This is a genomic window from Zymobacter palmae, from assembly GCF_003610015.1.
GTDB classification, from domain to species: Bacteria; Pseudomonadota; Gammaproteobacteria; order Pseudomonadales; family Halomonadaceae; genus Zymobacter; species Zymobacter palmae.
The window spans coordinates 1,053,710-1,068,553 of sequence record NZ_AP018933.1; the positions used below are offsets into that span (position 1 = coordinate 1,053,710).

The window sequence follows — 14,844 nt, forward strand, 5'->3', positions numbered from 1 at the left end:
ATATGCATACTCTCTATGAGATGGAGGTGGGACTGGTTTAATGAAACCATTGAAGATCGCTGCTAATGCAACCGTGGCCTGTCGTCTGATAACCGATCGTCCAATTGTGGCGCTAGGCCAGACAGATTTTACCGATGTGGGCGCTGTCGTTTTGACGCGCCAAGAACTGGATACCGGAATTCTGAGCGTATTGCAGCGCACAGGATTTGGTGTCCCCGCATTTATTGTTCGTGATGAACATGATGCCAGTGATGCATTGCCGGAAGGATGTGCTTGGCTGGCGCTTGATGAACCAGCGCACAGCGACAAGCTTGAGCAGTCCATCAAGCATTACCGTCGACATCTGCTTCCGCCGTTCTTCGATACCCTTAGCCGTTATGTTGGCTTGGGTAACTCGTCATTTGCCTGTCCGGGCCATCAAGGTGGGCGTTTCTTTCTGCGCCATCCTGCTGGACGGCTGTTCCACGATTTTTATGGTGAGCACCTGTTTCGCTCCGACATCTGTAATGCCGATGTCCGGCTAGGCGATCTCTTAATTCATGAAGGTGCTGCATTGGAAGCGCAGCAGTATGCAGCCAAGGTGTTCAATGCCGATCAAACATTTTTTGTCCTTAATGGCACGTCTGCGGCCAACAAGGTCGTCACCAATGCGTTATTAGCTCCCGGTGATTTAGTGCTGTTTGATCGCAATAACCACAAGTCCGTTCACCATGGTGCCCTGATCCAAGCAGGAGCAACTCCTATCTATCTGGAAACGGCACGTAATCCGTATGGCTTTATCGGTGGGATTGATGACAAGGCCCTCAATGAAGCGAATCTGCGTGGCAAGATCCGTAGCGTTGCCCCCGGCCGCGAGACATCGGCCCGGCCGTTTCGCTTGGCTGTCATTCAACTGGCAACGTATGACGGTACACTGTACAACGCGCAGCAGATTGTTCGACGCATAGGTCACCTGTGCGATTACATCCTGTTTGATTCAGCGTGGGCGGGTTACGAGCAGTTCATCGACATCTTGTCGGACTGTTCGCCGCTACTGTTGACGTTGACGCCTGATGATCCGGGAATCATCGTGACGCAGTCCGTGCATAAACAGCTGGCGGGTTTTTCGCAGGCCTCGCAGATCCATAAGAAAGATGCCCATATCAAAGGGCAGGTGCGCTATTGCAATCACCGCCAGTTCAATAATGCCTTCATGCTGCACGCGTCAACCAGTCCTTTTTACCCGATATTCGCTGCGCTGGAGGTCAACGCTCGTATTCACGATGGCGGCGCAGGCACACCGCTATGGCATGAGTGCATGCGGCTTGGTATTGATATTCGCAAAGCGCTGCGCACGCGCTGTACGCAGATTCGGCCGTTCATTCCTGATGCGATAGATGGGCGCCCATGGGAGAGCTATCCCACCGAGCAGATTGTGCATGATGGTCGATTTTTTGCGTGTGCGGCAAAGGCTAAATGGCATGCATTCGAAGGATACGGTGATAGGCAGTACCTTATCGACCCCTGTAAGCTGTTATTAACCACGCCGGGCGTGGATGCGGCAACGGGCCAGTACGCTGATTTTGGCGTGCCTGCTACGTTGCTGGCGCACTATCTGCGTGTTCAGGGCATCATCCCTGAGAAGAGTGATTTGTACTCAATCCTCTTTTTGCTGACGCCTGCTGAAGATGCCGCAAAGATGCAGCATCTGGTGGAGGTATTGGTTTCCTTCGAACGGCACCTAGAGGCTGACTCTCCTCTGTCAGAGGTGCTGCCTCATCTTTATGAGCGATACCGTGAGCGCTATTGCGGTTACACCTTGCGTCAGCTGTGTCAGGAAATGCACGATATCAATGTGCGGCATGACATGAAGGCGTTGCAGAAGGCAATGTTCCGTGCGGAATCGATGCCTGAGGTGGTTATGCTTCCGCAGCAGGCCAATCATGCGTTGGTGCGTGGTGATGTCGAACTGCTGCCACTAGCAGCTGTGCGCGGGCGCGTGGCAGCAGAAGGGGCATTGCCTTATCCGCCGGGCATTTTGTGTGTTGTGCCAGGTGAGGCATGGAGCGATGCTGCATGGACCTATTTCATGGCACTTGAGCAGCTAGTGAAAACGCTGCCGGGGTTCGCGCCAGAATTGCAGGGCGTGAAAATTATGCAAAGCGCTACCGATGATACGTCCCAACTGATGGCGTATGTGGTGCGTGAGTCCGCATAGTTACTGATGAATTTTATGCAGTACAGGTAAGTGATGCCCGACCGAGTGTCGGGCATCGTTCGTTTTGAATTTGCAAAGCATTTCTAAGCTGCCTATGCGGCAGCGAACCAGAGACGATGCAAGCAAGCTCTCCGTCAAGATTTCTAAGCTGCCTATGCGGCAGCGAACTGGGTAGCCAAGACCGCCACGCAAGCCTTTGTTTTCTAAGCTGCCTATGCGGCAGCGAACGGATTTCATCGATAACTTGACGGCGTTGCGCTTTTCTAAGCTGCCTATGCGGCAGCGAACTTGACCTTGCCCTGTAGCGTGCTGCCCATATTTTTCTAAGCTGCCTATGCGGCAGCGAACCGGTGTTGATTCATTTGTCAACGTAGTGTCTATTTCTAAGCTGCCTATGCGGCAGCGAACTAAATCACCAGACGGTAGGGATTATGCGGTCTTTTCTAAGCTGCCTATGCGGCAGCGAACCCGTATCGAGGGCAACGCAGCAGGCAACCGCTTTTCTAAGCTGCCTATGCGGCAGCGAACTCCTGATGATGCTTTCGTCTTCGCCGCCTTTCTTTCTAAGCTGCCTATGCGGCAGCGAACCTCTAGCGATTCGCGCCAGTCGTAGCCAGCAGTTTCTAAGCTGCCTATGCGGCAGCGAACGCAAGCTGAAATAGATTCAGCCGGATACCCGTTTTCTAAGCTGCCTATGCGGCAGCGAACGTTTCTTTGCCTTTCGGGGGGGCACTCTTCTTTTTCTAAGCTGCCTATGCGGCAGCGAACTTACGCTCTTCAGCAGCAGACTGAGCGGACTTTTTCTAAGCTGCCTATGCGGCAGCGAACAGAGGCTGTTCATGGTATCAATGTGGCACCGTTTTCTAAGCTGCCTATGCGGCAGCGAACAAATGGGGTGATTACTCCGAGGCGGAGCGCCTTTTCTAAGCTGCCTATGCGGCAGCGAACCTGATTCCCCGACAGTTCTGTGTACGTGACCACTTTCTAAGCTGCCTATGCGGCAGCGAACAGAAGTACCAGCGCGCAGAGTCCACTCCCCAGTTTCTAAGCTGCCTATGCGGCAGCGAACATTACAGAGGTGACCTCCACTGCTTCGTCCCCTTTCTAAGCTGCCTATGCGGCAGCGAACTTGCTTGCCGTTGTCAGATACCTTCAGGTAGATTTCTAAGCTGCCTATGCGGCAGCGAACAATGAGGATGGGACACTACAGAGAGCATCTATTTTCTAAGCTGCCTATGCGGCAGCGAACTAGCTCTAGGATATCTCCGCGTAGAGTTTCGCTTTCTAAGCTGCCTATGCGGCAGCGAACAAACGCGACACCCCCACAGCCAGCGGCGTTCATTTCTAAGCTGCCTATGCGGCAGCGAACGGACCGCCTGAACATCCATCAGCTCATCCGGCTTTCTAAGCTGCCTATGCGGCAGCGAACGCGGCCTCCATCAGCCCGCCACAGCTCACTGTTTTCTAAGCTGCCTATGCGGCAGCGAACGCGAACTGCTGCTGCGACAGCACAGCAATGAGTTTCTAAGCTGCCTATGCGGCAGCGAACAGCGAATCGAAGCGATCGGGTGTCGAAGTAGTTTTCTAAGCTGCCTATGCGGCAGCGAACAAGTACACGGTGGGAGGTGGTAAGGGTTCAGATTTCTAAGCTGCCTATGCGGCAGCGAACTCGGTCATGTCGATGAGTAAAGCCTCGGGCAATTTCTAAGCTGCCTATGCGGCAGCGAACTAGGCGATTATCACCTCAATCATATGAATATAAAAAGAAATATAGGTTTTTTCTATTCTAGACCCTTTTTTAAAAGCTAAATTTCGCCCCTTTATAAATCAATAAGTTAAGAAAGGGGCGAAAAAAAGGGTTAGAACCAAGGGATGGTCGCGGTGCTACTAAGCCCATAGGTGTTGAAAGTCCCTTGGGCTGGGTGTGTCATAAGCTCACCTTGTGAAATAAACAGGCAAAATTTCTGGTGTGTACTTTGGCTGTTCAACTGCACGAACGGTAGCTCAACTGGCCTTATGACACTGTCGGGTATGTGAGATCTTGCCTCCTCCAGCGTTTCGCCATGACGAGATGCATGCCGACGACGTATACGTTCAGCATTTGTTTTGAACTGACGGCGCTGTACCTTTTTGTAGCCATGTGGGCTAGGAATAGGTTGACACTCCGTTACGTCAAGATGATCCCGCATACCTTTCAGCCAATCTGTCGTCATCAGTTCTGCCAACGCTGGTGGCGTACCGTGAAGACGTAGAATATGTCCCAGCGTCCGCTTCTGATGGCCTTCACAATAGCCTGGGAAGCTAACGCCGATGTCTTGGCGAGACAACGCGGCCAGGACACGGTGTAGTTTCCCAAACAGGGCATTCATCAGCAGGGGCTCAGAGAACTCTGGATCAGGAACTATGGCTAGTTCTATATAGTGGTCCATCGCATTGCTCCCTTAACCCGCTTCGCCAAATACGCCGCCGCGAATCAGTATTGCCATGACATAGTGCTGCTGTTCTTCATCCGGCACTTCATTTTTCAATAGCCAGTTGTCAAAAAGATTGTAGAAATCGAGCTTGGGTTTTTTCTTGGGTTGGCGCAACGCAACACCCTGCGTAGTAATGGAACCATAGGGTTCAATAGCGATAGGGCCATAATCGCGAGCGTTTTCTGGTTGTGGGTACCATGTGTCGATCGTACGCAGAGCGTTACCTACTTTCTGAGAGTGAATCCCCGCCACGTTATCAAGGCAATAGAGTGTGCGGCTCTTATGAGATTCGCGATCAAGGATCAGTTCCTGTGATGGAAATACTTCTTGGCCTGCTCCCATTCGCGCGAAAGCCGTGATTTCCAGCAGCAGATGGCGCTTGCCAGCCAAAGCATCAGCGATAAGTACTGCCAATGCATTGATCTGTTCATCTTCTTTAAATTCCCGCAGAGAATATGACAATGCATCAAAGGAGAAGAGCGCTTCTTGCTCACCTTTGTTAAGTACACGTACTCGCACTTCAATTTGTTCGGCGGCCATGCGGTTACGCCATAGAAAGCGAGCATTAGCGAGGTTGTTGGCGTAGCGCTGCGCCAATGTACTGAATCCGAAGGTATTGATGTAATGCTCGGTCACTTCTTGCAATCGGGCTTGATAGGCCGCGCTGTTGCAGGCAGAAGGGCGACCAAATTCTCCCAATACGCGGAGGGTAAAACGGGCTCGTAGTGTGTCTGCGCTATGCGGCAACGTTGCCACATCAATGGTTTGTAGATTGGGATTCTGAACTTGAGCATCCAGTTTCGCCGGGTCGGAGTCTTTGGCCTTGAGCCGGTTGGATATGGTGCCGCGTACGGACTTTTCGCGTACGGCAATGGGTTGCCAATGCTCTTGGTCACGATTATCCCAGCTCCCGGCGAACAACAAGGCATCTGATGGGTCAAGCTTGCGTTCAAACGCGAGCACGGAGGCAGTTTTCAAATCAGACATTCTATTTCTCCCAGCGATCAATAATCCGTGGTCTAGTTCGGGTTCAAATTCGGTATCAAATAACATCGCCATCGACTGGCGCTTGAACAAGCATCTCCAGCAGGAATAGACGCTCGTCAGAGTTAGGCTTTATGCGCCATAGCATTTCTTCAATGCATTGCAGTCGATGAGGAGATCGCCACTCTCCTATGGAGAGCAGAGGTTCTACGAAGCGTAGAGGTGTATAGGGATCTCGCGCGTTGGCAATGGCATTGGCAGGAATTTCATCCGATAAGGCGCAATAACCAATAGGAATAGGTACCAACCAGCCAGAAGGCCGGCGCACTAAAGGCCAATGCTGCTTTTCAGCGGCATCAGCATCGTAGCGATAGTTGAAACGGCTCAGGTCCAGCCACGCATCCAATAGAGAGGCATCTGGCTGTGCTTCTTGCAGTGCATTCTTATGCTGAGCAAGCGCATCTTCTCGAAGGATTAGGGCAAAGCCCGGTAAAAGACGACGCTTTAAACGATTTAATTGCTTTGTATATTGAGCATCATCTTCTAGCGCCAATGGCTCAATATGTGGCACCTGATGGTGATGCGGGCGGCGCAGATTTTCTGACCGTATGTTTTCGCGTGGCAGTACACTTCCTCCTGCTATACGCATGCGATGCACGTAGTCATCCAGCTGTTTGGCTAAGGCCATACGCTCTTCTTGGGTGCCCTCACTGGCATTACCGCTAAGCATCAGTACAAGCGATAGCTCGACATGCATCCTTCCTTCTTCAACGATAGCCGCTGTTTTGCCATCATTTTTTAGAGGATTACGGGTCAATAGAAAGCTGTGTTGGCCAAAAGATGAGCGCGATGTCTGTGGCTTGGCCTCATGACATACCACTCCAATGCCGTGAAAACATAGAGCGATCCCATCTTGGGCACACTGTCGCTCTAAAGCATGCATTAGACCAATGAATGCCGTCATTGCAGGAAATCCCCACGTCAGGGGACTAGAAATGGCATTGGCATTTTGGATATGCAGATGAGGCAGGATAAGAATGTGTTCACTCATGCGAGGCCTTCCTCTTCGTCACCCAGAAATGCAATGGTTTCCTCAAGTTGCTTATCCAGCTCGCACATGTAATCAGCATTGATTGAATCCATTGAACGAAGCGAGGTGTGTTGAAGCGCTCTGTGCCTCCATTCCTGAATTTCCGTATCACTGGCGCCAAGGGAGTTACTTCCTCTGTTGAGCACCCTATTGATTTCTCGTGCGATATCTCGGCGAAGTTCCTCTTGCCAATGAGTGTGTTGCCTTTCGTGGCGGAATGCGGCATCCGTTGCTGCGCGGAAAGGATCCAGCCAGTGTTTTTCATGCTTATGTAAATCACACCGCTGTGTCGTACCGTCTTCCAGTAAGGTATTGATTGCAGACCAGCCCGGTGGCAGTTCATGCATCTTCATAGTGAAGTCAATGACACTGTCCATTGCTCGTTCGATCAACCGACGTACTTTTCGACGCGTTGCGATATTGGCTATAGGGTCGCTGTGCAAGAATTTACGCAGTTCGTTTAACGGTCTATAGAAACCGCGTTGTTGGCGAAGTTGTCCGAATGCAGAGCGTGTGTTGAGAATGGGGCGTATATGAGAGGCATTCCACTGAGGCGGAAGCCCGCTCAAAAGTATATTGCTGCCACCACGTTCACTGTTGAGTTGAGAAATATTTTGTGGCTTGGTGCCCCCCAGCTTACGGATGGCCATTTCTGGGTAGCGGTGTACCTCATTATCAGAAGGCTTACCGGCTTTATAAGCTTTTCGTGCTTCCTTTGCCTCTTCACTGAAACGGTCGTGCTGTATTTTCTGAAAAGCATCATGAACTAACGAAGAAGGAAACAGCGGGGCCAGCAAAACATAGTCGTCATTGCAGGTGGCATCCAATCCTTTCAGCCAATACATTTGTTTGGCGCAGACATGCGATGCGGGAGTTCCTTTGGCAACCGTAATAGCAGCAAAAGAAGCGGCCCATTCCTTGGCAATAACAGCCGAATCACTAAGAGCAGCTAACGTATCGGGGCACTGACACGAGAGCCTGTCTAGTAAAGAGCGCCCTTGGTGCTCAAGCTTTAAAAATTTGTAGACATCCAGAGCAGCGGCATTGCCTGTGACATCTGAAAGTTGGCCCTGGCTGGCATGAGAGCCTAACGCGTTGGTTGTTGGTAGCTCTTCAGGGCGAACAAAAAGGTTGGTGCCTTTAGCATCTGGATGAATGCCCTTTAGAACATGAGTGACAACTTGAAGTTGACAAACCCGACGAGCGGCATCTTCTAGCCAAGCCTCGCGTTCGAATTGCTCAACAATTTTTGAATATCGCTCATCATCTGGCGATAGCTTTTCCAGTTTTATATCTCGACGTTCTGCAATGAAGCCTTCTATAAGGCTTCTGATAGCGAGTGCATCCGCAGAAAGAGGGCTGGGCATAGGAAGATAACTCCATTGCGGAATAAATAGTGAAAATATTATTCAATATGTACGAATTGTAACCTTTGTGTTTTGAGTTCCTCTAGCTAGTCTAAAGTGCAGTTTTCATTTGATGGAAATATCAATAGTTATATATCAATCGCTATAGTGGCTTATTCCCACCACCGGATGGTAAGCCCATTTTTTGGGCGCGCCATTTTCCTGTTCTACATCGGGCAGTGTCAGCCTTCCAAAACGCCACGCACATTCCTCTACTGATATCTGCATCAAGTTAGCCAAGGCTGTCAGTGCGCGCAGATAATCTGCATCTCCCCAGGGGCGCACATTGCATGATGGCTTTAAGTCAGTTCGCTCTATCAAGTATTCAACGGTCGTGTTGAGTGTCTGCTCGTAGTCGTCTTGCACTCGGCAGAAGCTTTCGTGCTCGAACGATTCATCTGGCATGAATGCAAAGTCTGCTTGGCGACGTACCTGCTCGCGAAATGGCTGATGCTGGGGAAGGATGCCCGTCAAGGTAACGTAAGGGTGTTGATATACGCTGAATGCGCCCACTACAGGCTGAGGGCGGATAGTGGGGTAGCGAGCGTGAAAGGCTGGCTTCATGACATAGCCTATTCGCTGGTGCTCCAGAGAACAGAGTGTGTCACTTGGCGCCAAGTACTGCCGGGGATTAGGCGGCCGACTAAATGCCGGTGTAACGAGTCGTGGCCGAGAGTCAATGCCGTTTAAGAAGCCGTCTGGGAGCAGCCCTTGATCAAGATAGTGCTTTTGTAGATGCCAGCGACGATCATCTTCGAATCCTGGGCGCATGAATGCTGGCGATTGAGGGTACTTGATTGCACACAGGTTGGTATTTAACAGTGCGATGTTAGGCGTGGCAGATGGGGTCTGACGATGGCGCTGTACTCGCCCTGCTAGCTGAATGATCGAGCGAATGGATGAGGGTTCTACAATGGCCCAATCGTAGTCATGATCACGGCCGACTTCTGTAACTGGGGAGCCCAACACGATGAATATATGCTGTTGGTTTGGTGCTTCTGCCAGCAATGGTGCTATGTCTGGATGGTGATAGATGGCGTCAGGGTCATGGCGATCCAGTATGGCGTCCAGCATCTGTTCTTTGCGTGAGCGTAATAGCAGTGGAAATTGGGAATGATAAACGCAGAGGTGGATTACGATCCCCCTAGGGGCCTCTTGGCTGAACATCCGATGCGCTACGGCTACCAGCGGGTTGATATTGGCCATTCGTATCAGGCCGAAGCTAACGTGCTGGCCGTCTGGGGCTGTGCCATGATGTTTTTTGTGAAGTGCAACCGCCTGTGCGATCAGTCTTTCCGCCATATCCTCGTAAAGTGTATCTGGTGAGTGCCTGATCCTTTCAGTGGAAAGAATCGAGCCATGACGAATAGGCTGCTGAAGCGTTTTTTCTTCTAGAAATGCATGTCGCTGGCGCACAAAAGCGTCGTGTGCGTGTTCGAAGTCTTCCTGCGTGGAGCAATTGCTGGCGCTGCAGTGTTGCTCATCAAACCATGCGCAGCAGATAGCATCTTGGGCAGCGGGATCCCCTTGGTGTTGTCGAAACTGTTGTCGACCGGTTTTATAGGCTTCGAAAAGTCCTTGCACCATGAATGGGGGGAGTGTGGCTGACGAGAGCATGACGCGAGAACCGTACAGGCCAGCCCAGTACACCAAACGAGTGAGCGCAGGGAAGTCCTTTATATCAAAATCATCGGGTTCATCGAGTACTAAGTCACTCGTCATCAAACGCAGCATCGGTGCTATCTGATGTCCGCCTCGGATGCTTTCTGTTGCCGGCATCAAGTGGTCAATGGTGCATGTCATGATAGGGGCGCTGATGAATTGCTGCGCACGAGGGTCATGAATGAAGGTATGTAATAACGGGTGCGGGTCCAGCCTGTCGACATAGTCAATTTGGCTACCATCGTTAATGAGCGCTTCATCTGAGCTCGATCCCGAAAGAGACTCCTTTTCATTTTGATCGATGGCATGGCGATAGAGAGCCATCTGGGCGCTGCCTCCCACGCGTATGGCAAGGTCATCTTCGCTTAGCTTCAAATGCCGCCTATAAGCATTGCCCGTTTGCAAGGTAAGAGTGCGTAGCCCCAGCGCAACCGTGAAACGCGCGCCACGTCTCGGGTGGGCAAGTGCATACATGATGCGGCCGTTTGCCAAGGTCTTGCCGCATCCGGTGGAAGCCATGTTGACGCCGAAAAAGCCTTGCTGTTGGCTTCGTTCCTGCAGTGACTCAGCGAGATCAAATGCTCGATCCTGCCAGCGGAAACGAGCTAAGCAGCTGCGCCGTCTGAATAGGCGATGTTGGGTTATTCCCCTGAGTCCTTTTTCCAAAGATGGAAGGCGATGGGCAACTTCCCCGGCGCAACGGGTTACCCCCAGTAGATGATCGGTTAATGTTTGGTTGGGTTGGCGCTTTACGTTGGGCCAAGCTTGGCGATCCAGCATGGTGTTCGCATAAAGAACCCGAGGTTTGAACCTGTCATCCATTCCTTTACTCAGGCTGGAATAATGGTGGTCCGCCATCATTAGGCAGAGACGTGCCAAGTGCATGATGTATGGCGATGCCAGCAGTGATGAATGATCTTCTTTCCACCACGGGGCCTTAAATGCCTGCTCGGCGAGCCGTTTGGCGCGCTTATGCCAGTTAGGGTCCGCAACCGGTAGGCCTTGAGAACATTTCCACCATACGGAAATATCATCTTCAATTGGTCTGAATGCTTCATTCCAGTAGGCCGTTACGTTATGAAGCCCAGATGTTAGTTCATCTTGCCAACGTACAGCCTTATCCCCCAGCCAAGACTGGCTTCCGTCATCCTGGAAGCTTGGCATTAGTGGTAGGCGATGGTGGGTCACTATCAGCCAGCCGATGGCGCTGGCCAGAGGAGGAAGACCGCGAAACGGAGGTGCCGCTGGCACATCAATGCCGTCTTTCTTCATCATGTCTAGCCAAGCGGAAGTGGCTTTTCCTTCTTGAGAGCATAAACGCTTCAGCCACTGTTCATCGCTGTCTTGCCCAACAAATGCTTCTAGCAGGCGCAGCGATACCCACTCATGCCGGTAGCGGTTACGTTCAAGCTTCTTGCCGCGAAGTTTTTCCTGAAACGCATCGGTTGCTTTGCCTAAGTCATGAAATAGAGCCGCTATTGATGCGAGCCAACGCACTTTATCAAGTGCATGCCAGTTGTCCTCATCATCTTGGCGTAGGATGTCGCGGCGAGTCATGTTTGTGGGTACGGTACCTGTTTCATTAAACTGAGAGGCATTGCCTACTATCCACAAAAGCTCACTGTGGTTTTGTCCCCTAATCCAGTGACAAGCAACGGCTGTATTTCGGCGGGCGCGCTTGCGGAGCAGCATGCGCAATGTGTTCAGGCCCGCGTTCGTTATGGATGTTTGCCAAGTGCGCTCTCCTTTGCGTTCGGCAAACTGGTCTAGGATACGGCGTGTCTCCTTTAATGCATTTTTTTGGCATTGGGAAATCAACAGAATGTTCATGCCTGTACCTCTGCTGATAATGTGGCTGCGGTATCCTGAAGAACGTTGATCATGGTGTCTAACGCTTCATGCTGGGTCATCCGTTCTATACAGGCCTGACGAAATTCCTGTTCTGTGTCGCCACGCGCAGCTGAGATGAAGGCCTGCGGTAGAATCAGTGCGTCTTTGACAATGTCTGCGACGTCAAAGACTAGTCCGCCACGCCTAGTCTTGCCGTGAAGCACGGCCATCCCATGAGGGAGGCCCAATACCCAGCACGCTGTGGCTGCCAGTCCATAGGCGAGATAGTTGCCATGATCGAGGAAGTGGTTGGCTGGATCCATGCCGTTGCCACGGCTTGCGCGAGTAAAATCTGTGTCATATCCCGTTGACCGTACTGCCAGTGCGTATAAATGCTTCGTCATGCGTGCTTCTTCTGTCAGTAGCATTGTTGTATCGGGAATAGATGACAGAGAGCGTTCCATCGCGCCTAGCGCCGAGTTTAGGGCACTTTCTGAAGGGGCAAAGTCGTTGTCACGTTGGAAGCGTTGGTTAAGCCAGTGTTGCCGAATCTGTTTGAGTCGTGCGGATTGAAAATGTTTAGCAGCGGCCAATCTCAACGCATCATCAAACCAGAAGCGGCACCATTGCTGAAGGTATTCGGTTGGGCGATATTCACTTTGAGGCGACATCCAAGATACGGGCATTTCAACTTCATTCGCTGTAAATAAAGGCGTGCCGCCGCCTCCACAAAATCCAACCATGACTCCCGCCTTAGCAAGCTCTCGCATAGCGGCCTGGGTAATGGATGTGCCCGTTCCCAGCAAGAGGCAGGTCGTATTTGCTATGGGAATATTCCAATAGCGAGATCGTTGTTGCTCATCGGTAACGTATTCTACCCGCCCGCCATTGACGAGAACTCGGCAGTGCTGCAGGTAGTACAGGTTGGCTCGTTTAGAGTGAAGGATTGTTTTTAGGTCGCTAGCGTGAATATCGTCCATCATCAACGTCCTAGGGGCAGAAAGATTGAAGTGTTAGTTTCTTTCAGAAATATAGAAATGCAAAGCTACTGATGCATGCAAAAAGCCCACTATCGTTTGAGATGACGTACCCTTTTTCTACCAGTGTCTATAACCCATTGTTTTTATGTGCATGCTGAGTAGGGAGAATAAAAAGGGTATTTTCTTTCAAACAGAACGCTTTTCTTTTAGAAATAAAGTATTAGGCTGATATAGCTCTAGTTCGCTGCCGCATAGGCAGCTTAGAAATGCCTGTCACTCCGTCCCTGGTGTGCTCGTATGTTCGCTGCCGCATAGGCAGCTTAGAAATTTAAGGGGAAACAGGTTTCAGGAGAAGCAATGTTCGCTGCCGCATAGGCAGCTTAGAAACTTGAAAAACCTAAAGAATTTTTTGATTATTATGTTCGCTGCCGCATAGGCAGCTTAGAAAAAGCAGAGAACCAAAAATTTTCTGAGCCTCTTGTTCGCTGCCGCATAGGCAGCTTAGAAATATATGCTCCGTTACTTTTCCTGATGGGCAGAGTTCGCTGCCGCATAGGCAGCTTAGAAATGCAATCTTATTCCATCATTTGGACTCTTATTGTTCGCTGCCGCATAGGCAGCTTAGAAAGCAAAGGCAGCGATTAACGTTGTGGACCTGCGGTTCGCTGCCGCATAGGCAGCTTAGAAATATTTGTCGCGCTTTCTAAGTTTCCTCTCATGGTTCGCTGCCGCATAGGCAGCTTAGAAAATCACGAACTTAAATCCGGTCGTAATCTCGCTGTTCGCTGCCGCATAGGCAGCTTAGAAAGTGACGCGATCCGCGCAGGGAATGACGTCTTCGTTCGCTGCCGCATAGGCAGCTTAGAAAGTCTGTGCCCGCATGAACACGCCCCGTGCGTCGTTCGCTGCCGCATAGGCAGCTTAGAAAAATAGCGCTCCCCGTCGCCGGGGGTAAGCCCCGTTCGCTGCCGCATAGGCAGCTTAGAAAAAAACTGCGAATGATCCTTACGAATCGTCGGTGTTCGCTGCCGCATAGGCAGCTTAGAAAATCAGTGATGCCGTAGTGATAAAGCTCTGCGCGTTCGCTGCCGCATAGGCAGCTTAGAAAAGCGAGTTCGCGACGTATTCAGCAACCCATGTGTTCGCTGCTGCATAGGCAGCTTAGAAATAAGTGACAAATATAGTTTAGCCTCTGCCCTCGTTCGCTGCTGCATAGGCAGCTTAGAAAACGTGACAAATCGTGGGCGCGCGGACTCATCGGTTCGCTGCCGCATAGGCAGCTTAGAAAAGCGGCCAAGCCCGTGGACAAGGACGACAGCCGTTCGCTGCCGCATAGGCAGCTTAGAAATTACGAGACGCCGCTAGCGCACGCAACACAACGTTCGCTGCCGCATAGGCAGCTTAGAAAAGTAAACGTGCGGCTATCGCTGACTGTGCCATGTTTGCTGCCGCATAGGCAGCTTAGAACGGCACTGATCCCGGTGGTTTGACCACCGGCTGATTCGCTACCGTTATAGGTAAGCCTGGACACACTAATTAGGACGTTCTCCACACAGCATTCCAATGAATTGATAACAAAAAAGCTTGCAATTTAAAGTCAGTTGCGTAGAATGCGCAGCGTTCACGGCGAGACGCCAAGCAGTTAGGCGCTTCACTTGGACTGTGTAGGACCGTAGCTCAGTTGGTTAGAGCGCCACGTTGACATCGTGGAGGTCAGCGGTTCGAATCCGCTCGGTCCTACCAATCTTAGACATATCATGCGTTGATATGTATCAAGAGCGTCGCAGCGGTTTTCGTCGTGTTATGGCGAACTGTCGATCTCTTTGCAGGACCGTAGCTCAGTTGGTTAGAGCGCCACGTTGACATCGTGGAGGTCAGCGGTTCGAATCCGCTCGGTCCTACCAGTTGCCAAACCCCGCTGAGACGATCGGCGGGGTTTTTTGCGTGCGCGTTGCCTAAGCAGTCCGTGTATATGGCCGCAAATAAAGCCCTTTATCAAGCCATGGTGTGCGTCGATAACAGTGGTGGTATCACTGTCACGATTCCGCGCGTTGCCATGTCTGCGGTAGCGTTCTCTATCACTGAAGCCTTGTGGCGTGTAGACCCTATGCGTCATGAGCGCTATCGTTGATAGCTGCATTGTCGTGCTGGTCGTTTCGTTGACCTGCGTGGTGGTTCGGAAACTCGCGGGTAGGGCATGCCTCTGTGCGTGTCTTGCGTT

The 14,844-nt window shown here is 51.3% G+C and carries 8 protein-coding genes, 2 tRNA genes and 2 CRISPR repeat arrays; of the genes, 4 read left to right on the forward strand and 6 right to left on the reverse strand.

The annotated features are described in order from the left end of the window. Window positions 1-40: 40 nt before the first annotated feature. Window positions 41-2,197, forward strand: a complete 2,157-nt coding sequence (gene speC / locus ZBT109_RS04655) for an ornithine decarboxylase (RefSeq protein ID WP_027706077.1) — start codon at window positions 41-43, stop codon at window positions 2,195-2,197. An 80-nt stretch (window positions 2,198-2,277) separates the two neighbouring features. Continuing rightward, window positions 2,278-3,926: direct repeats of the CRISPR family, unit length 28 nt; unit sequence TTTCTAAGCTGCCTATGCGGCAGCGAAC. A gap of 130 nt (window positions 3,927-4,056) precedes the next feature. Here the strand turns inward: speC and cas6f are convergent. The 6 genes from cas6f to cas1f form a co-directional block, all read right to left on the reverse strand. Then, window positions 4,057-4,626 carry a type I-F CRISPR-associated endoribonuclease Cas6/Csy4 gene (gene cas6f / locus ZBT109_RS04660; RefSeq protein ID WP_027706078.1) on the reverse strand — a complete coding sequence of 190 codons (570 nt, stop codon included), beginning with the start codon at window positions 4,624-4,626 and terminating at the stop codon, window positions 4,057-4,059. A gap of 12 nt (window positions 4,627-4,638) precedes the next feature. Further along, a complete protein-coding gene (csy3, locus tag ZBT109_RS04665; protein ID WP_027706079.1) occupies window positions 4,639-5,658 on the reverse strand; it encodes a type I-F CRISPR-associated protein Csy3 in 1,020 nt (339 codons plus the stop codon). Between the two features lie 55 nt (window positions 5,659-5,713). After that, window positions 5,714-6,706 carry a type I-F CRISPR-associated protein Csy2 gene (csy2, locus tag ZBT109_RS04670; protein ID WP_027706080.1) on the reverse strand — a complete coding sequence of 331 codons (993 nt, stop codon included), beginning with the start codon at window positions 6,704-6,706 and terminating at the stop codon, window positions 5,714-5,716. Then, on the reverse strand, window positions 6,703-8,112 hold the full coding sequence (gene csy1, locus ZBT109_RS04675) for a type I-F CRISPR-associated protein Csy1 (RefSeq protein WP_027706081.1): 1,410 nt from the start codon (window positions 8,110-8,112) through the stop codon (window positions 6,703-6,705). Before csy1 ends, csy2 begins: the two co-directional genes overlap by 4 nt. A 135-nt stretch (window positions 8,113-8,247) precedes the next feature. After that, entirely contained in the window at window positions 8,248-11,643 is a 3,396-nt protein-coding gene (cas3f, locus tag ZBT109_RS04680; RefSeq protein ID WP_027706082.1) for a type I-F CRISPR-associated helicase Cas3f, read from the reverse strand. Beyond that, a complete protein-coding gene (gene cas1f, locus ZBT109_RS04685; RefSeq protein WP_027706083.1) occupies window positions 11,640-12,623 on the reverse strand; it encodes a type I-F CRISPR-associated endonuclease Cas1f in 984 nt (327 codons plus the stop codon). The genes cas3f and cas1f overlap by 4 nt, the downstream gene beginning before the upstream one ends. 239 nt (window positions 12,624-12,862) lie before the next feature. Beyond that, window positions 12,863-14,091: direct repeats of the CRISPR family, unit length 28 nt; unit sequence GTTCGCTGCCGCATAGGCAGCTTAGAAA. A 198-nt stretch (window positions 14,092-14,289) separates the two neighbouring features. Here cas1f and ZBT109_RS04690 point away from each other — a divergent pair. From ZBT109_RS04690 to ZBT109_RS13750, 3 genes are all read left to right on the forward strand, one after another. After that, window positions 14,290-14,366: transfer RNA gene (locus ZBT109_RS04690), tRNA-Val, on the forward strand. A gap of 84 nt (window positions 14,367-14,450) precedes the next feature. Next, window positions 14,451-14,527, forward strand: a tRNA-Val gene (locus ZBT109_RS04695). Window positions 14,528-14,595: 68 nt separating this feature from the next. Further along, window positions 14,596-14,754, forward strand: a complete 159-nt coding sequence (locus ZBT109_RS13750; RefSeq protein ID WP_156934054.1) for a hypothetical protein — start codon at window positions 14,596-14,598, stop codon at window positions 14,752-14,754. Window positions 14,755-14,844 lie beyond the last annotated feature (90 nt).